Below are 19,099 nucleotides of genomic sequence, written 5' to 3' on the forward strand. Positions count from 1 at the left end.
CCTGTGCATGAATGCGGCCGTTGATCTCAAGGAGACCGAGGATGCCCGCTCCCCGCACCGTTCTGCTCACCGGCGCCGCCGGCGGACTCGGCACCCTGATGCGGGGACTGCTGCCGCAGTACGGCTACGAGCTGCGGCTTCTGGACCTCAGGCCGATCGAGGGCGAGCCCGGCGCGATCGTCGCGGACCTCGCGGACAAGGACGCCGTACGCGATGCGGTGCGGGGCGTCGACGCGATCATCCACCTCGCGGGCATCTCCCTCGAGTCCACGTTCGAGAAGATCCTGAAGGCGAACATCGAGGGCACGTACAACGTGTACGAGGCGGCGCGCGAGGAAGGGGTACGCCGGATCGTGTTCGCCTCCTCCAACCACGCGGTCGGCTTCACCCCGCGCCCCCGGGGTGACGACCCGCTCATCCCGATCGACGCCCCGCGCCGCCCCGACACCTTCTACGGCCTGTCCAAGTCCTTCGGCGAGGACCTGGCCCAGCTCTACTGGGACAAGCACGGCCTGGAGACGGTGTCGGTGCGCATCGGTTCCTGCTTCCGCGAGCCGACCAGCGTCCGCATGCTCTCCGTCTGGATGAGCCCCGAGGACGGCGCCCGCCTCTTCCACGCGGCCCTGACCGCCGAGAACGTCGGACACACGGTCGTCTACGGCTCCTCGGCCAACACCCGCCTGTGGTGGGACCTGACCACCGCCCGGGCCCTCGGCTACGAGCCGCAGGACGACTCCGAGCCGTACGCCGAGAAGCTCATCGCCGAGCAGGGCGAACTGGACCCGGACAACCCGGCGCACGCGTACCTCGGCGGCCATTTCGTCACCGACCCGCCCATCTGGCCGTACTGAGTCGGCACCCACCGGGGCGGGCGGGCACCGAACGGGCTCGCCCGCCCCGTCATTCGGGCACCGAGGCCGCCCGTTCCCACCGGCCTCCCGGCTCCACCGCAGGTCCGCGACGGGCCCGCTGTTCGCCATACGGGCCGCATCGGGCACACTCGGACTTGCAACAGACCTGGTCAGCGCCGCACAGCCGCTGTAGAAAGGCCTCCATGGCCCACACCGGGCCCGAACGGGCACACCGGAGCGGAGACGGGAGGCGCGATGACGGCCAGGACCGCTGAGGAACGGCAGCGTGAGATCGTCAGGGCCGCCCGCCGCACGGGCTCGGTCGACGTCACGACGCTCGCCGCGGAGCTGGGCGTCGCCAAGGAGACCGTACGCCGGGATCTGCGCGCCCTGGAGGACCACGGGCTCATCCGCCGCACCCACGGTGGCGCCTACCCCGTGGAGAGCGCCGGTTTCGAGACGACCCTCGCCTTCCGCGCCACCCGCCACGTCCCCGAGAAGCGCCGGATCGCGGCCGCCGCGGCCGAGCTGCTCGGGGACGCCGAGACCGTCTTCGTGGACGAGGGTTTCACCCCCCAGCTCATCGCCGAGGCCCTGCCCCGGGACCGGCCGCTGACCGTGGTCACCGCGTCACTGGCCACCGCCGGCGCGCTCGCGAAGGCCGAGAACACCACCGTCCTGCTGCTGGGCGGCCGGGTGCGGCACGGCACGCTCGCCACCGTCGACCACTGGACGACGAAGATGCTGGCCGGTTTCGTCCTGGACCTGGCCTACATCGGCGCCAACGGCATCTCCCGCGAACACGGCCTGACCACCCCCGACCCCGCCGTCAGCGAGGTCAAGGCGCAGGCGATCCGCGCGTCCCGGCGCACGGTGTTCGCGGGGGTGCACACCAAGTTCGGGGCGGTCAGCTTCTGCCGGTTCGCGGAGATCGGCGCGCTGGAGGCGATCGTCACGAGCACGCTGCTGCCGGCGGCCGAGGCGCACCGCTACTCGCTGCTGGGCCCGCAGGTCATCCGCGTCTGACACCGTCCGACGACAGCTCGAGGAAAACCCGCCACAGGGACGTTCACGCCCCCCGTGCGCCCTTGTCCCCCCATGAGTACAGGAGCGATCCATGCGCACCCAGAGCCGACGGAGGCCGCGAGCCGTGCTCGCCATGGCCGCCGCAGGGACGCTGCTCGCCCCGCTGCTCTCCGGCTGCTGGGTCGGAGCAGGCGGGTCCGGTTCCGGCGGCGACTCCATCAACGTCCTGATGGTCAACAACCCGCAGATGGTGGAGTTGCAGAAGCTCACCGCCGCCCACTTCACCAAGGACACCGGCATCAAGGTGAACTTCACCGTGCTGCCCGAGAACGACGTCCGCGACAAGATCAGTCAGGACTTCGCCAACCAGGCCGGCCAGTACGACGTCGCCACCCTGTCGAACTACGAGATACCCATCTACGCCCGCAACGGCTGGCTGCACGAGATGGACTCGTACGTCACCGAGGACCGCGGCTACGACGAGCAGGACATCCTCGGGCCCATGCGCGAGTCGCTGACCGGCGCCGACGGCAAGCTCTACGGGCAGCCGTTCTACGGCGAGTCGTCCTTCCTCATGTACCGCAAGGACGTCTTCACCGAGAAGGGCCTGACCATGCCCGCCCACCCCACCTGGCGGCAGGTCGCCGACCTCGCCGCCGAGGTGGACGGCGCGAAACCCGGAATGCGGGGCATCTGCCTGCGCGGCCTGCCCGGCTGGGGCGAACTCATGGCGCCGCTGACGACGGTCGTGAACACCTTCGGCGGCACCTGGTTCGACAAGGACTGGAAGGCACACCTGGACTCCCCCGAGTTCGAGAAGGCGACCAGGTTCTACGTCGATCTGGTCCGCGAGCACGGCGAGGCGGGCGCCGCCCAGTCCGGGTTCGCCGAGTGCCTCAACAACATGACCCAGGGCAAGGTCGCCATGTGGTACGACGCCACCTCCGCGGCCGGTTCCCTGGAGGCGGCCGGGTCCCCCGTCAAGGGCAAGCTCGGCTACGCCCCCGCCCCCGTCCAGGAGACCAAGTCCTCCGGCTGGCTCTACACCTGGGCCTGGGGCATCCAGAAGGCGTCCCGCAACCCCGACAAGGCCTGGAAGTTCGTCTCCTGGGCCTCCGGCAAGCAGTACGAACAGCTCGTCGGCCGCACCAGCGGCTGGGCGAACGTCCCCGCGGGCAAACGCGCCTCCACCTACGACAGCGCGGACTACCGCAAGGCCGCCGCCTCCTTCCAGGAGATGACCCGCGAGGCCATCGAGGGCGCACGGCCCCGCGACCCCGGCGTGCAGCCGCGCCCCGCGCCCGGCATCCAGTTCGTCGGCATCCCCGAGTTCACCGATCTCGGCACCAAGGTCTCCCAGGAGATCAGCGCGGCCATCGCCGGACGCCAGTCCGTCGAGTCGGCCCTGAAGAAGTCCCAGCAGCTCGCCGAGCAGATCTCCAAGGAGTACGAGGGACGATGACCGCCACGACCACGGCCCCCGTGGCCGCCACTCCCCTGCGCACCGCGCACCGCCCGTCGGCCCGCCTGCGCGCCTGGGCCACCCGGGCACCGCTGCTGCCCGCCCTCGTCTTCATGATCGTCGTGACCCAGCTTCCGTTCGTGGCGACAGTGGTGATCTCGTTCTTCGACTGGAACGCCCTCTACCCCAAGGCCCGCCACTTCACCGGCGTCGACAACTACCGTCAGGTCCTCGCCGACCCCGGGCTGCGCCACTCGGTGTGGACGACGGTCCTGCTCACGGTCGCCGTGGTCCTGGTCAGCCTGGTCCTCGGCCTCGCCCTGGCCCTGCTCCTGGACCGCAGGTTCCGCGGTCGCGGCATCGTCCGCACCCTGCTGATCGCACCCTTCCTGGTGGTCCCGGTGGCGGCGGCCCTGCTCTGGAAGCACGTGCTGTTCAACCCTGAGTACGGCCTGCTCAACGGGTTGCTGCACTATGTGGGCGGCCCCCAGCCGGACTGGATCTCCAACACCCCGCTGCTCGCGGTCGAGGCCTCACTCGTCTGGCAGTGGACGCCGTTCATGATGCTGATCCTGCTGGCCGGTCTGCAGAGCCGCGACCATCAGCAGATCGAGGCCGCACGGGTGGACGGCGCCGGCGACTGGCAGATCTTCCGCCACCTGACACTGCCGCACCTGCGCCGCTATCTGGAACTCGGCGCCCTGCTCGGCTCGATCTACATCGTGCAGAACTTCGACGCGGTGTTCACGCTCACCTCGGGCGGCCTCGGCACCGCGAACCTCCCCTACACCGTCTACCAGAGCTTCTACCAGGCCCATGAGAACGGCCTCGCCTCGGCCGCAGGCGTCCTGGTCGTCATCGGCTCCATCGTCATCGCGACCTTCGCCCTGCGCGTGGTGTCGTCCCTGTTCCGCGAGGAGGTGTCCCGAGCATGAGCGCCGTCGCCGCACGCGGCCGCATCCGCCGCCGGCGTGGAGCGGGACTGGGCCTGCTGGCCTGGCTGACCGGCCTGCTGTTCTTCCTGCCCATCGCCTGGATGGCCCTGACCTCCTTCCACTCGGAGGCGGACGCCGCGACCAATCCCCCGTCCTTCGGGGCCGCCCTGACCCTGGACGGCTACCGCGACTTCTTCGGCATGGGCGGTGGCGCGAGCCCCTGGCCGGCGCTGATCAACTCCACGGTGGCGTCGGTGGCCTCGACGCTGTGCGTCCTGCTCCTCGCCCTCCCTGCGGCCTACGCGCTCTCCATCCGCCGGGTGAAGAAGTGGACGGACGTCTTGTTCTTCTTCCTGTCCACCAAGATGCTGCCGGTGGTGGCGGGCCTGCTGCCGATCTACCTGTTCGCGAAGAACACCGGGATGCTCGACAACGTCTGGCTGCTGGTCATCCTCTACACCTCCATGAACCTGCCGATCGCGGTGTGGATGATGCAGTCGTTCCTCGCCGAGGTGCCGGTCGCGGTGATCGAGGCGGCGCGGGTGGACGGCGCGAGGCTGCCGACGGTACTGGCCCGGGTGGTGGCCCCCATCGCGCTGCCGGGAATCGCGGCAACGGCGCTGATCTGCTTCATCTTCAGCTGGAACGAGCTGCTCTTCGCCCGGGTGCTGACGGGCGTGGTCGCGGAGACCGCCCCCGTCTTCCTGACCGGCTTCATCACCAGCCAGGGCCTGTTCCTGGCGAAGGTGTGCGCCGCGTCGCTCGTCATCTCGCTGCCGGTGCTCGCCGCGGGGTTCACCGCCCAGGACAAACTGGTCCAGGGCCTGTCGTTGGGAGCCGTGAAATGAGGGCCGCCGTCATCGAGTCCGTGGGCCGCGCCGTCGTCTCCGAGGTCCCGGACCCGACGCCCGGGCCGCGCGAGGTGGTCGTGGAGGTCGCGGCCTGCGGTCTGTGCGGGACCGATCTGCACATTCTCCAGGGCGAGTTCGCGCCGAAGCTGCCGATCGTGCCGGGCCACGAGTTCGCAGGCGAGGTGGTCGGAGTGGGCACCGCGGTCACGGAGCTGACGGTCGGCGACCGGGTCGCCGTGGACCCGTCCCTGTACTGCCACGAGTGCCGGTACTGCCGTACGGGCCACAACAACCTGTGCGAGCGGTGGGCGGCGATCGGCGTGACCACGGCGGGCGGGGCGGCCCGGTACGCGGTGGCGCCGGCGGCGAACTGCGTGAAGCTCCCGGAGCACGTGCGCACCCAGGACGCGGCGCTGGTGGAGCCCCTGTCCTGCGCGGTCCGCGGCTACGACGTCCTGCGGTCCCGCCTCGGGGCACACGTCCTGATCTACGGCTCGGGAACGATGGGCCTGATGATGCTGGAGCTGGCCAAGCGGACGGGCGCGGCGAGCGTGGACGTGGTGGACGTGAACCCGGCACGGCTGGAGACGGCACGGCGGCTGGGCGTCTCGGGCTCGGCGGCGAACGCGGACGAACTCGACCGCCCGCAGGGCTGGGACGTGGTGGTGGACGCCACGGGCAACGCGGCGGCGATCCAGGACGGGCTGGGCCGGGTGGCGAAGGCGGGGACGTTTCTGCAGTTCGGGGTGGCGGACTATGCGGCGCGGGTGACGATCGATCCCTACCGGATCTACAACCAGGAACTGACCATCACCGGCTCCATGGCCGTCCTCCACAGCTTCGAACGCGCGGCGGAACTCTTCGCGAACGGGGTGCTGGACCCCGAGGTGTTCATCAGCCACCGGCTGCCGCTGGAGGAGTATCCGCGGGCGCTGGAGCAGTTCGCGGCGGGGGTGGGGCGGAAGATCGTACTGGTCCCGTAGCGGTGCGACACGGACGGTTCCCGCCCCCGCCGCCCCCGAGGGCCACACCCTCAGCCCCCTGCCGGCCTCCGGCCCGGAGCCCCCAGCGGGACGCAGTCCCGAAGGGGCGGAGCCCCTGGAGGTGGGACGGGTAGGGGCGGCGGGGGCGAGCACCCCGCAGAGACGTACCAGGTAAGGGAACGGTAAAGCGGACTTGCTCGTTACCCCTGGCATGACAGTTATGACCCCCGGCTCGAACCTCCCCCTCGGCGTCCCCCGCGTGACCGTCGACGTCGCCGCCCCGGTGCGGCTCGACGTGTCGGCCCTGCTGCTCACCGCCGACGGCAAGGTGCGCTCCGACGACGACTTCATCTTCTACAACCAGCCGATGGGCCCGGGCGTCACCTACCGCTCCGGCGGCGGCACGAACCCCGACTCGATCTTGGTCGACACCGCCTCCCTCCCCCCGGGCATCGAGAAGATCGTCGTCACGGCGAGCCCGGACGCCGCCGGCCAGACATTCCAGGGCATCGAGCCGACGGCCACCCTCCGCAACGCGGACGACAACAGCGTGCTGGCCACCTTCACGCCGCCCCGGCTCGGCACGGAGACCGCGCTGGTGGTCGTGGAGGTCTATCTGCGGGGCGGCGTATGGAAGGCGCGTGCCGTGGGACAGGGCTACGCCAACGGCCTCGCGGGCATCGCGACCGACTTCGGCGTCACGGTGGAGGAACCGGCCGCCGCCCCGCCGCAACCCGCCGCGCAGCCCCCGGTCACCGCTCCCCCGGCCCCCGCCGCGCCGCCCGCACCACCCGCCCCGGTCCCCGGTGCCGGAAAGATCAACCTCGACAAGGGCCGCGTCAGCCTCCAGAAGAACCAGACCGTGTCCCTCGTCAAGGGCGGCCGCCCGCTGCTCTCCCAGGTCCGGATGGGCCTCGGCTGGGAGCCCGCGTTCCACGGCAAGGACATCGACCTCGACGCGTCCGTCATCGCGTACGGCCCGCAGCGCAACCACATCGACAGCTGCTACTTCGGCAAGCTGACCATCCTGAACGGCGCGGTCAAGCACTCCGGGGACAACCTCACGGGCGAGGGCGGAGGCGACGACGAGGTCATCACCGTCGACCTCGGACGCCTGCCGCAGGAGGTCACCGGGCTGGTGTTCACGGTCAACTCCTTCTCCGGCCAGAAGTTCACCGAGGTCGCCAAGGCCTACTGCCGCCTCGTCGACGCCGCCACCGACCAGGAACTGGTCCGCTTCGACCTCACGCACGCGGAACCGCAGACTGGCGTGATGATGGCGAAGCTCGTCCGCCAGTTCTCCGGCGAGTGGGACATGACCGCGATGGGCGACTTCGTCAAGGCCCGCACGGTGCGCAACATGGTCAAGCCGGCGGCCGAGGCGCTGTAGCCGGTCGTACGCCGGTCACCACACCCGCGGGTGCCCCCTCGGCCGGGTGCCCACGGGTGCGGCCGTCGGCGGCCTCGTCGGCCTACGGCCGCAAGCCCTCCGTCAGCAGCGACAGGTAGCGGCGGATGTACCTGCCCTGACCGTTCGCCAGTTCCGAGGCCGTGGCGATCCCGTGGGCCAGCCGCAGGACCTCGATGGGTTCGATGTCGGCCCGCAGGGTCCCCTCCCGTTGCGCCGCCTCCACCAGCCGTGACGCCGCCTCCTTCATCGAGGTGCCGCAGGCCGTGACCGCGACGGAGCCGCCGTCCGTGACGGCCGAGCCCAGCAGGACCTTCATCCCGCGCACCTGGATCGTTCCGACGCACAGTTCGTACAGCCACTCCACCAGCGCCTCACCCGGCGGCAGTTCCCGCGCGATCTCGTCGGCGCGGGCCGCGATCGCCTCGATCCGGTCGACGTACGCGGCCTCCAGCAGCGCCTGACGGTTCGGGAAGTGCCGGTACAGCGTGCCCGACCCGACGCCCGCCCGCTTGGCGATGTCATCGAGCGACGCGTTCTCGCCGTGCTCGGCGAAGGCCTCGGCCGCCACCTTCAGCAACCGTTCGTAGTTGCGCCGCGCGTCCGCTCGCATGGGCCTGACCTGCGCCATCCAGCTACTCCTTGCGAACCGGGGACCCTCCCCGTATGTTATCGGCACCGAACCGGAGACACTCCCCGGTTATGTCGCCCGGGGACCGAGCGAACGGAGTCCCACCGTATGTCCACCACCGCCCCGACCGGCTCCGGCCCGAGCGACCTCCTGGCCCGCTACCGGCGCGCCCTGCTCGAGAAGTCCGCGGACGACCTGGCCGACCTGTACGCGGACGACGCCGTGCATGAGTTCCCGTTCCTCTTCCCGGGCATGCCCGCGCGCTATCACGGCCGTGAAGAGGTACGCGCCGGGTACAGGGCCGCCTGGGGCGCAAGCCCGGCGCAGCCGCGGCAGATCCGTGAGGTGGCCGTCCACGAGTCCACCGACCGGGAGGTGATCATCGTCGAGCAGATCGTCACCGGCACCGTGACCACCACCGGTGAGCCGTTCGAGTTCCCGGGACTCCTGGTGCTGCGCGTACGGAACGGATCGATCGTGCACGTGCGCGACTACATGGACGGCCTCGGTGTGGCCCACGCGATGGGCCGGCTGCCCGCTGTGGCCGCCGCGCTCGGCGGCCGGCGGCCCGGACAGCGGGAGGGGGACCGCGAGAGCGCACCCTAGGCGCTCAGCACGGACTGCCGCGGCTTTCCGTACGACATGCTCGCCAGAGACCACATCCGCAAGGTGACCGCGGGCGACCTGGCGATCGAAGCCCGCCGCTGACATCCGGTCGAGCGCCGAGGGCGGCACAGCAGCCGCCCTCGGGGCGATCGGCACCCGGGCCCAGATCGTCTCCCGGCCGCAAGCCCGGTCTGACGCGAAGGTTCTGATCACCTGTGAGGTGAACGCCGGCTCCACCGTCTGACCGGCACTTCCGCAACGGACCCTAGCGCCGCTGGCGCTTCCACGGCCCGGTGATGGCGAGCATGATGCCGGGCTCCTGGATGTTGGCGTACAGGGTCCTGCCGTCGGGCGAGAAGGTCACGCCGGTGAACTCGCTGTACTCCGGCTCCTCCTCGGTGCCGATGTTCAGCTCGTTGCGGGCGATGGGGTACGTGCGGCCGCTGTCGGTCGCGCCGAAGAGGTGCTGGACGCCCTCGCCGTCCTCGGCGATGACCAGACCGCCGTACGGGGAGACGGTGATGTTGTCGGGTCCGTCGAAGGCGCCGTCCTCGGCCGGGTCCGGGTTCACACCGAGCAGCACCTTGAGCGTCAGGGTCCGGCGGCGGGGGTCGTAGAACCAGACCTGGCCGTCGTGCTGTACGGGGCTCTCCGCGCGGGCGTAGGAGGAGACGATGTAGGCGCCGCCGTCACCCCACCACATGCCCTCCAGCTTGCGGGCGCGGGTGATCTCACCGGCGGCGAACTGCTTGCGCACGGGAACCGTCTTGGCGTCGCGGTCCGGGACGTCGATCCAGTCGACACCGTAGACGGTGCCCGTCTTCGTGGCGCGGGAGAGGTCGTCGACGAACCGGCCGCCGGAGTCGAAGCACTTGAAGGCCTGCAGGCGGCCCGCGTCGTCGGCGAGGGTGCGCAGCTTGCCGCGCCCGTGCTCGAAGCCCTGCGGCGGCGTCCAGCGGTAGAGCAGGCCGTTCGGGCCGGAGGCGTCCTCGGTCAGGTAGAGGTGGCCGCGCTTGGGGTCGACGACGACGGCCTCGTGGGCGTAACGGCCGAGCGCCTTGACGGGCTTGGGGTCGCGGTTGGCGCGCCGGTCGGCGGGGTCGACCTCGAAGACGTAGCCGTGGTCCTTGGTCATGCCGTTCTGGCCGGCCCTGTCCTCGGTCTCCTCACAGGTGAGCCAGGTGCCCCACGGGGTGCTGCCGCCGGCGCAGTTGGTGGAAGTGCCGGCGATGCCGACCCACTCGGCGACGTGGTCCTGGCGGACCTCCACGACGGTGCAGCCGCCGGACGCGGCCGGGTCGTAGACGAGGCCCTCGGTGAGGGGTACCGGGTACTTCCACTGGGAGCGGGGGCCCTTGAGCTCGTGGTTGTTGACGAGGAGGGTGGCGCCGCGCGGGCCGGGGAAGGTGGCGGTGCCGTCGTGGTTGGACGGGGTGAACTCACCCGATTCGAGCGTGGTCCTGCCGCTGTAGGTGATCACGCGGTACGAGAACCCGGCGGGCAGGGCGAGGACGCCCTTCGGGTCGGGGATGAGCGGTCCGTAGCCGACGCCGTCGTGCCGGTGCTCCTCGTCGGCGCCCGCGGTCTCGGTGTCGGTGTCGGTGTCGGTGGACGCGAGGGCGTTCGGAGCCGTGGCGAGGGCACCGACACTGCCGGCCAGGGCGATGCCGGCACCGGTGAACGCGGACTGCCTGGCGAAGTCCCTGCGGGTGAGCGACATGCTGTCTCCTGTGAGAGGGGAGTGAGTCGGTCGGGGGGTGGCTGGCGGACCTCCGCTGGGCGCACACGCTCGCGCCGACTCCTGAACTCCGGTTGAACAGCGGTCGACTCCTGGGCACGTTTTTCCATGAACCTGCAAAGCGGGGCCCTGCCGGGCGCCGCGCAGACCAACGCCGGGCAATGCCATGGCAACGTTCCGCCCCGCCACTCACCAAGCAGGGCCCCGAGTGCGACGGTCAGCCTCCCTGCTGGGACCGCGCCTTGAACGCCGCCTTCCTCGCCTCCTTCGCCACCTTCTTGTCCGGGTGCAGGCGCCCCATCGCCTCCAGGACGTCCGGTGTCGCCGGATGGTCGACCCGCCACGCCGTCGCGAAGAAGCCGCTGTGCTGGGCCGCCAAGCCCTCGACCAGGCCCTGCAGTTCCTCCGAGTTGCCCTCGGCGGCCAGTTGCGCGGCCAGCGTGTCGATGGTGAGCCAGAACACCATCCACTCCGGCGGTGCCGGCACGTCCGCCGCCCCGCGCTCGGTGAGCCATACGCGCGCCAGGCCGCCCAGTTCCGCGTCGTCCAGCACCTCGCGCAGCGCGGGTTCCGCCTCCGGCCCGATGAGGGACAGGGCCTGCTGGCAGCGGAGCCGGCGCAGCGGCGCACCGGCGTCCGAGCCCCGCGCCGCGGCCAGCAGCTCCCGCACCGCCGTCAGCGGGGCCCGGCGTGCCAGCCACTGCTCCGTCTCCGCCTGCGCGGCCGCCGGCGGAAACGCCGACGTGCCGTCGAGCAGGGCGTCCGCCCCCTTGTCCGCCAGTTCCCCGACCGCGGGCGCCGTCATCCCGGCCTCCTGCAGCCGCGCCCGCATCCCGTACAGCCCGAGGGGCGTCAGCCGCACCATCCCGTACCGGCTGACGTCCGTCTCGTCGACGGCCGCCGCGGACTCGTCCCCGGCGTCGGTCATCAGCGCCTCGTCGACCGGCTGGAAGTCGACGAGCCCGATGGGCTGAAGGATCCGGAACTGGTCGTCCAGCCGCATCATGGCGTCGGAGACCTGTTCCAGGACGTCGTTGGTGGGTTCTCCCATGTCGTCGGGCACGATCATCGACGCGGCGAGCGCGGGGAGCGGCACCGCGCTGTCGTCGGGCGCCTCCTGACTGACCGTCAGCACGTAGAGGTTGCCGAGCGCTCCGTCGAGGAACTCGGCCTCCGCCTCCGGGTCCCAGTCGAGGGAGGACAGGTCGACCCCGCCGTTCTCCTCCATGGCGTCGACGAGCCCGTCCAGCTCGGGGACGCTCGCGTCGGCGAGCACGGCCTCCAGCGCGCCGAGCCACACGCCGAGCACGTCGCCCGGGCTGCCGGAGGTCAGCAGCGCCAGATCGGCGCCGGTGGCGACCGTCCCCTCCTGCTGGTCGACGACCTGGACGAGACCGGTGTCGACGGCGACCCGCCAGGCCTCGCTCGCGCAGGCGGCGGCGTCCTCGCCGGTCAGCCCGAGGACCTCGGCGGCGGCGGGAAGCTGCTCCTCGACGAGTTCACCCCCGGGGCCGACCCGTGTGTCCGGTCCGGCCCAGCGGGCGAGCCGGGCGGCGCGGGAGAGCAGGGGTGTGGCGAGCGCGTCCCGTGCGAGCTCCGCCTCGGAACGCAGCCGGACCGGCGGCAGGAGGGAGCTGTGTGACATCGGCTGGATCTCCTTGGGGGACGTACGTGGTGGCCGAGGGGCGCCCCGAAACACACTGCTCAGCGTAGACGGATTTCCACCCATGCCACCCGGTTCATCTCCTCGCCGGCTGCCGTACATGGCCGAAACCTTGACAACTGGCCGGAGAACACAGGAGATTGACGCGCGTAGAAGTCGGGGGACAGCTGTTCACTGAGGTTCGGCGCCGTCCGTCGCCCGCTACGCGCGTCGCCGCCGCCCCACCGGTCGCGGCCCCCGGTTCCACGCTCCACTTCGTCCCGGCGTCCACGTATGTCCCCGGAGGGATTCCGTTGCCGAGCAAGTCTTCCGCGCGCCTCGCCGCGCTCACCGTCGCCGCCGTCTGCTCCGCCGTGCCCGGGGTGATCCTCACCTCTCCCGCGCACGCGGACACCGTGCGCATCCACGACATCCAGGGCACGACCCGGATATCGCCGCTGGCGGGCCAGAAGGTCACGGACGTGGCCGGAATCGTCACGGGTGTGCGGACCTACGGCTCGTCGAGAGGGTTCTGGATGCAGGACCCGGCCCCGGACGACGACCCGGCCACCAGTGAGGGCGTCTTCGTCTTCACCGGTTCCACCCCGAAGGTCGCCGTCGGCGACGCGGTCACGGTGACGGGCACGGTCTCGGAGTACGTCCCCGGCGGCACCTCGTCCGGCAATCAGTCGCTGACGGAGATCACCAAGCCGACGGTGACGGTGGGGTCCAGCGGCAACGCCGTCCCGGCGCCGGTCGTGATCGACGAGGACTCCGTGCCGGACGCGTACGCCCCGGCGGGCGACCCGGCCGCGAACGGCTCGATCAACGGCCTGGCCCTTCAGCCCTCGACGTACGCCCTGGACTACTACGAGTCCCTGGAGGGCATGAACGTCCAGGTCGCCGACGCCCGCGTGGTGACCGCGACCGACCCGTACAGCGAGCTGTGGGTCACGGTGAAGCCGCACGAGCACGCGAACCGCCGCGGCGGCACGGTGTACGGCTCCTACGACGCGCAGAACACCGGCCGCCTGCAGATCCAGTCGCTGGGCTCCACCGCCGACTTCCCGCAGGCGAACGTCGGTGACACGCTCACCGGCACCACGACCGGCCCACTGGACTACAACCAGTTCGGCGGTTACACCCTCGTCGCCGGCCGGCTGGGCACGCTCGAGAGCGGCGGGCTGGAGCGGGAGACCACCCGCAAGCAGGAGCGCGGCGAGCTGGCCGTGGCGACCTACAACGTGGAGAACCTGGACCCGTCGGACACCACGTTCGCGGCCCACGCCTCCGCGATCGTGAACAACCTGCAGTCGCCGGACATCGTGTCCCTGGAGGAGATCCAGGACGACAACGGCGCCAAGGACGACGGCACGGTCGACGCGAGCCAGACGGTGAACAAGCTGATCGACGCCATCGTCGCGGCGGGCGGCCCCAGGTACGACTGGCGCTCGATCGACCCGGTCAACGACCAGGACGGCGGCGAGCCCGGCGGCAACATCCGCCAGGTCTTCCTCTTCAACCCGGCGCGGGTCTCCTTCACCGACCGCCCGGGCGGCGACTCCACGACCGCCGTGGGCGTCACCAGGGTGCACGGCAAGGCCCGGCTGACGGTCTCCCCCGGCCGTATCGACCCGGCCAGCGACGCCTGGAAGTCCAGCCGCAAGCCGCTCGTCGGCGAGTTCGTCTTCCGCGGCAGGACGGTCTTCGTGATCGCCAACCACCTCACCTCCAAGGGCGGCGACCAGTCGCTGCACTCGCAGTACCAGCCGCCGACCCGCAGCTCGGAGGTTCAGCGCCACCTGCAGGCCACCGAGGTGAACGCCTTCGTCAAGGACATCCTCGACACGCAGAAGAACGCCGAGGTCATCGCGCTGGGCGACATGAACGACTTCGAGTTCTCCGACACCGCGAAGATCCTCGAGGGTGACGGCGAGCTGTGGTCGGCGATCAAGTCGCTGCCGAAGAGCGAGCGGTACACGTACGACTACCAGGGCAACGAGCAGGTCCTGGACCAGATCCTGGTCAGCCCGTCGATCCGCCGCGGTTGCGACCTGGACTACGACAGCGTGCACATCAACTCGGAGTTCCACGACCAGATCAGCGACCACGACCCGCAGGTGCTGCGGTTCCGTCCGTAGCCGTCCCCCGGTTCAGGGCCCCCCGGTTCAGGGCCCCCCGGTTCAGGGCCGGCTGAACACCCCGTCCAGCCAGCCCTGCCAGGCGGCCTCGTTCGCCGCGGCGTCGGCGCCGGGCGCGAAGTCGTGGACGCTGATGCCGACCGGGGCGCCCCAGTGGTTGCGGCCGAAGAAGCGGAGCAGGGCGTCGTCCGTGCGCAGCCCGAGGAAGTACGGGTTGCGGTAGTCGAGTACGGCCTCGAACGCGCTCGGCCCCCGGACGGTCACCCGCGCCCCCTCGGCGGTGTCGTCGGCGAGTCCCAGCGCCCGCTGGACGGCGGCGAAGGCGTCGGGCGCCGTGGACGCCGCGGGCCCGTTCAGGGTCGCGAAGGCGACCGGGCGGGGCGCGAAGTGGGTCAGGTACTCGCGCAGGGTGTGCAGGTAGAAGTCGGTGTGCTTGCTCGCGCCGTCGTACTGGTTGTCCCAGTCGTCGGTGAAGATCCCGCTGTGCACGTACCGCACCCAGGCGCGCCGGCCGCCGTCGCGCGGCTCGATGGTGTGGTCGAGCTGGTTGAGCGACTGGGTGGGGAGGCCGACGTCCTCACTGCGGCCGGTGTAGCGGTGCGGCGGGTCCCACGCGGTGACCGTGGATCCGAAGGGTCCCTTGCCGCCCTCCCTGGGCTCGGGCGGTTCCATCGGCCACAGGTAGCCGCCTGTGCCGGTGGTGATCGCCTCCCACACCTCCTCCGGCGTGGCGTCGACCTCGAACTCGCGGACGATCTCGAATTCCTTGGACATGGCGGGGCTCCTGCTCACTGGGATTCCTGCTGGGAGCCGGGTTCCGGGGCGGCCCCGGCCGGTTCCCTGACGGTGGGGTGGACGGCCACGACGATCCGGTGGTCGCGGCCGCCCTCGGCGTCCGGTGCGTCGTACTTGCGGATCAGGGCGCTGACGCCCGCCGTCAGCTCCTGCACGAACGCGGCGCGGTCGGCGGCGGAGGCGAACCTGACCTCGCCGTCGAGCGCGTACGTCGCGAGCCGTTTGCGGGCCTTGGCCGCGCCGGTGACGAGCGAGCCGACGTCGCGGACCAGCCGGGCGCCGAGGGCGAGCAGCCAGCGCGCCGAGAGCTGGTCGCGGAAGCGGTCGGGGTCGGGCTGCACGGAGGCGAGCGCGAGCGGGCTGATCACGTAGGACGCCGCGGTGGCCCGCATCAGCCGCTCGGTGACGTTGCCCTTGCGGCGCTCGCCGGCCAGTTCGACCAGGCCGTGCCGCTCGAGGGCCTTGAGGTGGTAGTTCACCTTCTGCCGGGGCAGCCCGACCTTTCCGGCCAGCATGGCGGCCGACGCGGGGCCGGCCGCCAGTTCGGCGAGCAGGCGGGCGCGGACGGGGTCCAGCGAGACGGCCGCGGCCTCGGGGTCCTCGATGACGGTGACGTCCAACATGGCTCCACCCTCTCACCGAAAACTTTTCTTGTCCAGGAGAGCGGAGTTTTCGGTGAGGGGTCGGGTGGAGGGACACCACGGGCGTCAGTCCGGCAGGAGTCCGAGGGCGTAGTCGTAGCGGCTCACGGTGGTGCTCTTGAGGCCGGGCCACGTCTGCACGCGCTCCCACTGGGCCAGGGCCGAGCCGATGCCGTCGCCGGGCGCGGCGAGCGCGTCCAGGTGGGCCTGGGCGCTCTCCCACTCGGCGTAGTTGAGGACCCGGGAGCCGTCCGTGCCGAGGTGGAAGTGGGCGGCGAGGGCGCCGGGGTGCGGGTTGGGCTCGCTCTCCAGCGCTTCGACGACGGCGTCCACCCAGGCGCGCTGCCGCCCGGGGTCGGGTCCGTCGAACTCGATGTCGACGATCACGATGCATCCGGGGACGCGTCCGTCCCGGCCGGCCGGAACGTGGCTGCGGTAGTGCCGGTACCGGCCGAGCCAGAGCCGTTCGGCGCCCGGCACCACGGTGTCGACCTCGTCGAGGCGTTCCTGCCGCTGCGTCGCGACGTACGCCTCATAGGCCTGCTCGTCCGCCCAACGCGAGTGGTACAGCAGGCTGGAGGTGTCGTGCCCGGTGTAGACGTAGTGGCCGAGCAGCCCGTCGGCGGGCCACGGCCGGCGCTCCCAGACCTCGGCGATGGTCTCGACCGCCCGCCGCTGCCGCAGGGGCGTCCCCACGCGCCAGGCGCCGAAGACGGGCGCCTCGGCCCTGGAGTCCGCGAGGTCCGGGTGGGTGGAGGTACGACGGGTCATGAAAGGCCTCCGTGCTCGGTGCTGCCACATGCACCGACCACGCTGCAACCTCAACCTAACTTCAGGTCAAGTCCGGCCCCTCGGCCCCGGTCACCGCGCGGACCCGCCGTTCTCCAGGCGCGCCAGCCGGCTCTGGAACCAATCGAGCCGGGCCTGGAGCAGAGCCGCCTCGGCGACCAGCTCGGACACGCCCAGGTCGGCGGGCGGGCTCTCGGCGCCCGGTGCGGCCCGCACCCGCAGCCCCTCCCCGGCGAGCCGCGCGAACGCCGCGAGCGACAGCGACGTACGACCGCGTACGCACCCGGCGCACGAGGGCTGGAGCACACGCCAGCCCGGCCGCCCCCAGCCGGCGTCGGCCAGCGCCGAGGCGGGCGCTCCGCACGCACACGCGCCGACCGTCATCGTCCGCACCCGCTGGCGCGCGTACCGGAAGCCGCGTTCGAAGCGGAGGTACGCGCCGAGGACCGTGACCTCGAGCAGCACGGCCGCCCGGTGCTCTCCGGTGCACAGCAGCGCCTCCGCCTCCGCACGGTCGTGGAGGCAGTGGAAGCCGCAGTCGCAGCGGCGGTGCGGCGCGCGGTGCCGCAGCCCGTAGACGCACCGGGCCTCGTCGAGGACGCCGTAGGGCAGGCCGCCGCCCAGCGACACACCGGTGAACCCGGCCCGGGTGCCGTCCTGGGACAGCACCGGGTGGGCGATCTTGTATCCGGTCGGCGGCTCCGTCGGTCGTTCCTCGGGGAGCCGCAGTCTCATCGCGCGACCGGGACCTCTTCGGGGGCGGACGCCTCCTCGACGGGCTCCGCGATGTCGGCGACGTCGGCGACCCGGAGGTCGGCTTCTTCCTCGTGCACCTGCGGGCGCTCCTCGGCGACCCCGGTGGCGAGTGCCCTGCCCAGCTTCATGACGCCTCCCGGCTGTTGGTTACCGTCTCCGCCATGGTGACCCACACGGCCCGATTTGGCACCAGTGCCTGGTCGCCGACGGCGCCTCGCCGCGCCCCTCACGCCCGCAAAAAACAAGCGACTCTAATCGATACTCTGTAGAAGAATTAAGTGGAGCTTCACAGTGGAGCTGCCGAGACTACTCCCATGACGACCACACCCCCGCCCGCCCGTCCCTTCGGCCGCACCCTGTGCGCCATGATCACCCCCTTCACCGAGGCGGGCGCGCTCGACCTCGACGGCGCGCAGCGGCTCGCCGACCTGCTCGTGTCCGAGGGCTGCGACGGTCTGGTGCTCTCGGGTACCACCGGCGAGTCCCCGACCACCACCGACGCCGAGAAGGCGGCGCTGGTGCGGGCGGTACGCGAGGCGGTCGGCGGGCGGGCGTCCATCGTGGCGGGCGTGGGCACCTCGGACACCCGGCACACCCGGGAGCTGGCGCTGGAGGCCGAAAAGGCGGGCGCCGACGGGCTGTTGGTGGTCACGCCGTACTACAGCAGGCCCCCGCAGGACGCGGTCGAGGCCCACTTCCGGCAGATCGCCGACGCCTCGGGGCTGCCGCTCATGCTCTACGACATCCCCGGCCGCACCGGCACCCGCATCGAACCGGAGACGATGATCCGGCTCGCGCGGCATCCGCGGATCGTGGCCGTCAAGGACTGTTCGTACGACTTCCTCGGCGCCCAGAAGGTGCTGGCGCGGACCGGGTTGGCGTACTACGCGGGCTGCGACGAGCACAACCTCGCCCTGTACGCGGTCGGCGGCGCCGGGTACGTCAGCACGGTCGCGAACGCCGTCCCGCGCCGGCTCCGCTCGGTTCTGGACGCGTTCGACGCCGGGGACACGGCGCGGGCGGCACGGCTGCAGCAGCAGGCCACCCGGCTCATCGACCTGATGATGTCCGCGGGCCTGCCCGGCACGGTCACCGCCAAGGGCCTGCTGGGGGCGCTCGGTCTGCCCGCGGGCCCGGTCCGCGCCCCGCTGCGGCCGGCCGGCCGCGAGACGGTCGACGGGCTGCTGGCGGCGTACGAGGAGCTGGCCGGCGGGGAGTGATCGCAGACGGCCGTGTGCCGGTGGCACTCCCGTCCGCCCCGAGCCGCGCCCCGTCGCCCGGCCGCCGTCTCCGGCGTACGTTGACGGGATGAGCCGACCGGTGCTGTACCTGGACGTCGACGGCCCGCTCAACCCGTGGGCCGCCCGGCCCGAGCGCCGCCCGGAGGGGTACACGACCATCCGGGTCGCCCTGCACCCGGGGCACGCCCTGCGGGTCTGGCTCCACCCGGGCCATGGCGAGGCCCTGCTCGGCCTCGGCTACGAACTGTGCTGGGCGACCACGTGGATGGACGCCGCCAACCGCTGGATCGGCCCGGTCGTCGGGCTCCCCGAGCTGCCGTACGTCGACTTCGGCGCGGGCCTGTTCGCGGTGCGTCCCGACGGCGTCCACTGGAAGACCGAGGCGATCGTGGCGCACGCGGGCGGCCGTCCCTTCGCCTGGGTCGACGACGAGCAGAACCCGGCGGACGAGGCGTACGTCGCCGCGCACCATCCGGGTCCGGCCCTGCTGCACCCTGTCGATCCCCGGGTGGGCCTTCGGCAGGACGACTTCGCGGTCCTCGCCGAGTTCGCCGCGAGGGCCGGGGGATGAGCCGAGCGCCTCACGCGGCGTTCCGCGGGAGG

The 19,099-nt window shown here is 71.6% G+C and carries 19 protein-coding genes; 11 read left to right on the forward strand and 8 right to left on the reverse strand.

Annotated features, from left to right (window positions below):
• Positions 1-41 precede the first annotated feature (41 nt).
• The 7 genes from ACZ4SW_RS04590 (at position 42) to ACZ4SW_RS04620 (ending at position 7,498) form a co-directional block, all read left to right on the forward strand.
• Complete coding sequence (locus ACZ4SW_RS04590) at positions 42-851, forward strand: NAD-dependent epimerase/dehydratase family protein (RefSeq protein ID WP_468237863.1); 810 nt, start codon at positions 42-44, stop codon at positions 849-851.
• Positions 852-1,106: 255 nt separating this feature from the next.
• Positions 1,107-1,877 carry a DeoR/GlpR family DNA-binding transcription regulator gene (locus ACZ4SW_RS04595; protein ID WP_468237865.1) on the forward strand — a complete coding sequence of 257 codons (771 nt, stop codon included), beginning with the start codon at positions 1,107-1,109 and terminating at the stop codon, positions 1,875-1,877.
• A 91-nt stretch (positions 1,878-1,968) separates the two neighbouring features.
• Positions 1,969-3,339 carry an ABC transporter substrate-binding protein gene (locus ACZ4SW_RS04600; protein ID WP_468237868.1) on the forward strand — a complete coding sequence of 457 codons (1,371 nt, stop codon included), beginning with the start codon at positions 1,969-1,971 and terminating at the stop codon, positions 3,337-3,339.
• Positions 3,336-4,274 carry a carbohydrate ABC transporter permease gene (locus tag ACZ4SW_RS04605; protein WP_468237869.1) on the forward strand — a complete coding sequence of 313 codons (939 nt, stop codon included), beginning with the start codon at positions 3,336-3,338 and terminating at the stop codon, positions 4,272-4,274. Before ACZ4SW_RS04600 ends, ACZ4SW_RS04605 begins: the two co-directional genes overlap by 4 nt.
• A complete protein-coding gene (locus ACZ4SW_RS04610) occupies positions 4,271-5,122 on the forward strand; it encodes a carbohydrate ABC transporter permease (protein WP_468237871.1) in 852 nt (283 codons plus the stop codon). The genes ACZ4SW_RS04605 and ACZ4SW_RS04610 overlap by 4 nt, the downstream gene beginning before the upstream one ends.
• Positions 5,119-6,108 carry a zinc-dependent alcohol dehydrogenase family protein gene (locus ACZ4SW_RS04615; RefSeq protein WP_468237873.1) on the forward strand — a complete coding sequence of 330 codons (990 nt, stop codon included), beginning with the start codon at positions 5,119-5,121 and terminating at the stop codon, positions 6,106-6,108. The genes ACZ4SW_RS04610 and ACZ4SW_RS04615 overlap by 4 nt, the downstream gene beginning before the upstream one ends.
• Positions 6,109-6,328: 220 nt before the next feature.
• Positions 6,329-7,498, forward strand: coding sequence for a TerD family protein (locus ACZ4SW_RS04620; RefSeq protein WP_468237875.1), 1,170 nt, complete (start codon positions 6,329-6,331; stop codon positions 7,496-7,498).
• 82 nt (positions 7,499-7,580) lie between these two features.
• On the opposite strand, the gene ACZ4SW_RS04625 is transcribed toward ACZ4SW_RS04620, so the two are convergent.
• The gene (locus ACZ4SW_RS04625; protein WP_468237877.1) at positions 7,581-8,147 is read right to left on the reverse strand and encodes a TetR/AcrR family transcriptional regulator; all 567 of its coding nucleotides are present in this window, start codon (positions 8,145-8,147) and stop codon (positions 7,581-7,583) included.
• 108 nt (positions 8,148-8,255) lie between these two features.
• On the opposite strand from ACZ4SW_RS04625, the gene ACZ4SW_RS04630 reads away from it, so the two are divergent.
• Positions 8,256-8,753 (forward strand): nuclear transport factor 2 family protein, encoded by a 498-nt coding sequence (locus ACZ4SW_RS04630; RefSeq protein WP_468237879.1) that lies wholly within the window; start codon positions 8,256-8,258, stop codon positions 8,751-8,753.
• Between the two features lie 265 nt (positions 8,754-9,018).
• Here the strand turns inward: ACZ4SW_RS04630 and ACZ4SW_RS04635 are convergent, their stop codons facing one another.
• Positions 9,019-10,473: an alkaline phosphatase PhoX gene (locus ACZ4SW_RS04635; RefSeq protein ID WP_468237882.1), complete on the reverse strand. Its 1,455-nt coding sequence runs from the start codon at positions 10,471-10,473 to the stop codon at positions 9,019-9,021.
• A gap of 235 nt (positions 10,474-10,708) precedes the next feature.
• Complete coding sequence (locus tag ACZ4SW_RS04640) at positions 10,709-12,136, reverse strand: hypothetical protein (RefSeq protein WP_468237885.1); 1,428 nt, start codon at positions 12,134-12,136, stop codon at positions 10,709-10,711.
• A 311-nt stretch (positions 12,137-12,447) separates the two neighbouring features.
• Between ACZ4SW_RS04640 and ACZ4SW_RS04645 the strand changes: the two genes are divergently transcribed.
• Positions 12,448-14,274 (forward strand): endonuclease/exonuclease/phosphatase family protein, encoded by a 1,827-nt coding sequence (locus ACZ4SW_RS04645; protein WP_468237887.1) that lies wholly within the window; start codon positions 12,448-12,450, stop codon positions 14,272-14,274.
• Positions 14,275-14,316: 42 nt separating this feature from the next.
• Here ACZ4SW_RS04645 and ACZ4SW_RS04650 read toward each other — a convergent pair whose 3' ends face one another.
• From ACZ4SW_RS04650 to ACZ4SW_RS04670, 5 genes are all read right to left on the reverse strand, one after another.
• Positions 14,317-15,048 carry an SRPBCC family protein gene (locus ACZ4SW_RS04650; protein ID WP_468237889.1) on the reverse strand — a complete coding sequence of 244 codons (732 nt, stop codon included), beginning with the start codon at positions 15,046-15,048 and terminating at the stop codon, positions 14,317-14,319.
• Positions 15,049-15,062: 14 nt separating this feature from the next.
• Positions 15,063-15,692 carry an ArsR/SmtB family transcription factor gene (locus ACZ4SW_RS04655; RefSeq protein WP_468237891.1) on the reverse strand — a complete coding sequence of 210 codons (630 nt, stop codon included), beginning with the start codon at positions 15,690-15,692 and terminating at the stop codon, positions 15,063-15,065.
• Between the two features lie 84 nt (positions 15,693-15,776).
• Positions 15,777-16,481 carry an antibiotic biosynthesis monooxygenase gene (locus tag ACZ4SW_RS04660; protein WP_468237892.1) on the reverse strand — a complete coding sequence of 235 codons (705 nt, stop codon included), beginning with the start codon at positions 16,479-16,481 and terminating at the stop codon, positions 15,777-15,779.
• Positions 16,482-16,571: 90 nt separating this feature from the next.
• On the reverse strand, positions 16,572-17,234 hold the full coding sequence (locus ACZ4SW_RS04665; RefSeq protein WP_468237895.1) for a hypothetical protein: 663 nt from the start codon (positions 17,232-17,234) through the stop codon (positions 16,572-16,574).
• Positions 17,231-17,383 carry a hypothetical protein gene (locus ACZ4SW_RS04670; RefSeq protein ID WP_468237897.1) on the reverse strand — a complete coding sequence of 51 codons (153 nt, stop codon included), beginning with the start codon at positions 17,381-17,383 and terminating at the stop codon, positions 17,231-17,233. Before ACZ4SW_RS04670 ends, ACZ4SW_RS04665 begins: the two co-directional genes overlap by 4 nt.
• 186 nt (positions 17,384-17,569) lie before the next feature.
• Here ACZ4SW_RS04670 and dapA point away from each other — a divergent pair, with 186 nt between their 5' ends.
• Both dapA and ACZ4SW_RS04680 read left to right on the forward strand, forming a co-directional pair.
• Positions 17,570-18,475: a 4-hydroxy-tetrahydrodipicolinate synthase gene (gene dapA, locus ACZ4SW_RS04675; protein ID WP_468237900.1), complete on the forward strand. Its 906-nt coding sequence runs from the start codon at positions 17,570-17,572 to the stop codon at positions 18,473-18,475.
• A gap of 88 nt (positions 18,476-18,563) precedes the next feature.
• Positions 18,564-19,067, forward strand: a complete 504-nt coding sequence (locus ACZ4SW_RS04680; protein ID WP_468237903.1) for a hypothetical protein — start codon at positions 18,564-18,566, stop codon at positions 19,065-19,067.
• The last annotated feature ends 32 nt before the right edge of the window (positions 19,068-19,099 follow it).

This window comes from Streptomyces sp. NPDC028331 (assembly GCF_055565775.1).

Coding starts and splice junctions, on each gene's coding strand:
- ACZ4SW_RS04610 (WP_468237871.1), top strand. CDS start 4,271: ATGAGCGCCGTCGCCGCACGCGGCCGCATCCGCCGCCGGCGTGGAGCG.
- ACZ4SW_RS04660 (WP_468237892.1), bottom strand. CDS start 16,481: ATGACCCGTCGTACCTCCACCCACCCGGACCTCGCGGACTCCAGGGCC.
- ACZ4SW_RS04640 (WP_468237885.1), bottom strand. CDS start 12,136: ATGTCACACAGCTCCCTCCTGCCGCCGGTCCGGCTGCGTTCCGAGGCG.
- ACZ4SW_RS04680 (WP_468237903.1), top strand. CDS start 18,564: ATGAGCCGACCGGTGCTGTACCTGGACGTCGACGGCCCGCTCAACCCG.
- ACZ4SW_RS04615 (WP_468237873.1), top strand. CDS start 5,119: ATGAGGGCCGCCGTCATCGAGTCCGTGGGCCGCGCCGTCGTCTCCGAG.
- ACZ4SW_RS04590 (WP_468237863.1), top strand. CDS start 42: ATGCCCGCTCCCCGCACCGTTCTGCTCACCGGCGCCGCCGGCGGACTC.
- ACZ4SW_RS04595 (WP_468237865.1), top strand. CDS start 1,107: ATGACGGCCAGGACCGCTGAGGAACGGCAGCGTGAGATCGTCAGGGCC.
- ACZ4SW_RS04630 (WP_468237879.1), top strand. CDS start 8,256: ATGTCCACCACCGCCCCGACCGGCTCCGGCCCGAGCGACCTCCTGGCC.
- ACZ4SW_RS04635 (WP_468237882.1), bottom strand. CDS start 10,473: ATGTCGCTCACCCGCAGGGACTTCGCCAGGCAGTCCGCGTTCACCGGT.
- ACZ4SW_RS04670 (WP_468237897.1), bottom strand. CDS start 17,383: ATGAAGCTGGGCAGGGCACTCGCCACCGGGGTCGCCGAGGAGCGCCCG.
- ACZ4SW_RS04655 (WP_468237891.1), bottom strand. CDS start 15,692: ATGTTGGACGTCACCGTCATCGAGGACCCCGAGGCCGCGGCCGTCTCG.
- ACZ4SW_RS04665 (WP_468237895.1), bottom strand. CDS start 17,234: ATGAGACTGCGGCTCCCCGAGGAACGACCGACGGAGCCGCCGACCGGA.
- ACZ4SW_RS04600 (WP_468237868.1), top strand. CDS start 1,969: ATGCGCACCCAGAGCCGACGGAGGCCGCGAGCCGTGCTCGCCATGGCC.
- ACZ4SW_RS04620 (WP_468237875.1), top strand. CDS start 6,329: ATGACCCCCGGCTCGAACCTCCCCCTCGGCGTCCCCCGCGTGACCGTC.
- ACZ4SW_RS04605 (WP_468237869.1), top strand. CDS start 3,336: ATGACCGCCACGACCACGGCCCCCGTGGCCGCCACTCCCCTGCGCACC.
- dapA (WP_468237900.1), top strand. CDS start 17,570: ATGACGACCACACCCCCGCCCGCCCGTCCCTTCGGCCGCACCCTGTGC.
- ACZ4SW_RS04650 (WP_468237889.1), bottom strand. CDS start 15,048: ATGTCCAAGGAATTCGAGATCGTCCGCGAGTTCGAGGTCGACGCCACG.
- ACZ4SW_RS04625 (WP_468237877.1), bottom strand. CDS start 8,147: ATGGCGCAGGTCAGGCCCATGCGAGCGGACGCGCGGCGCAACTACGAA.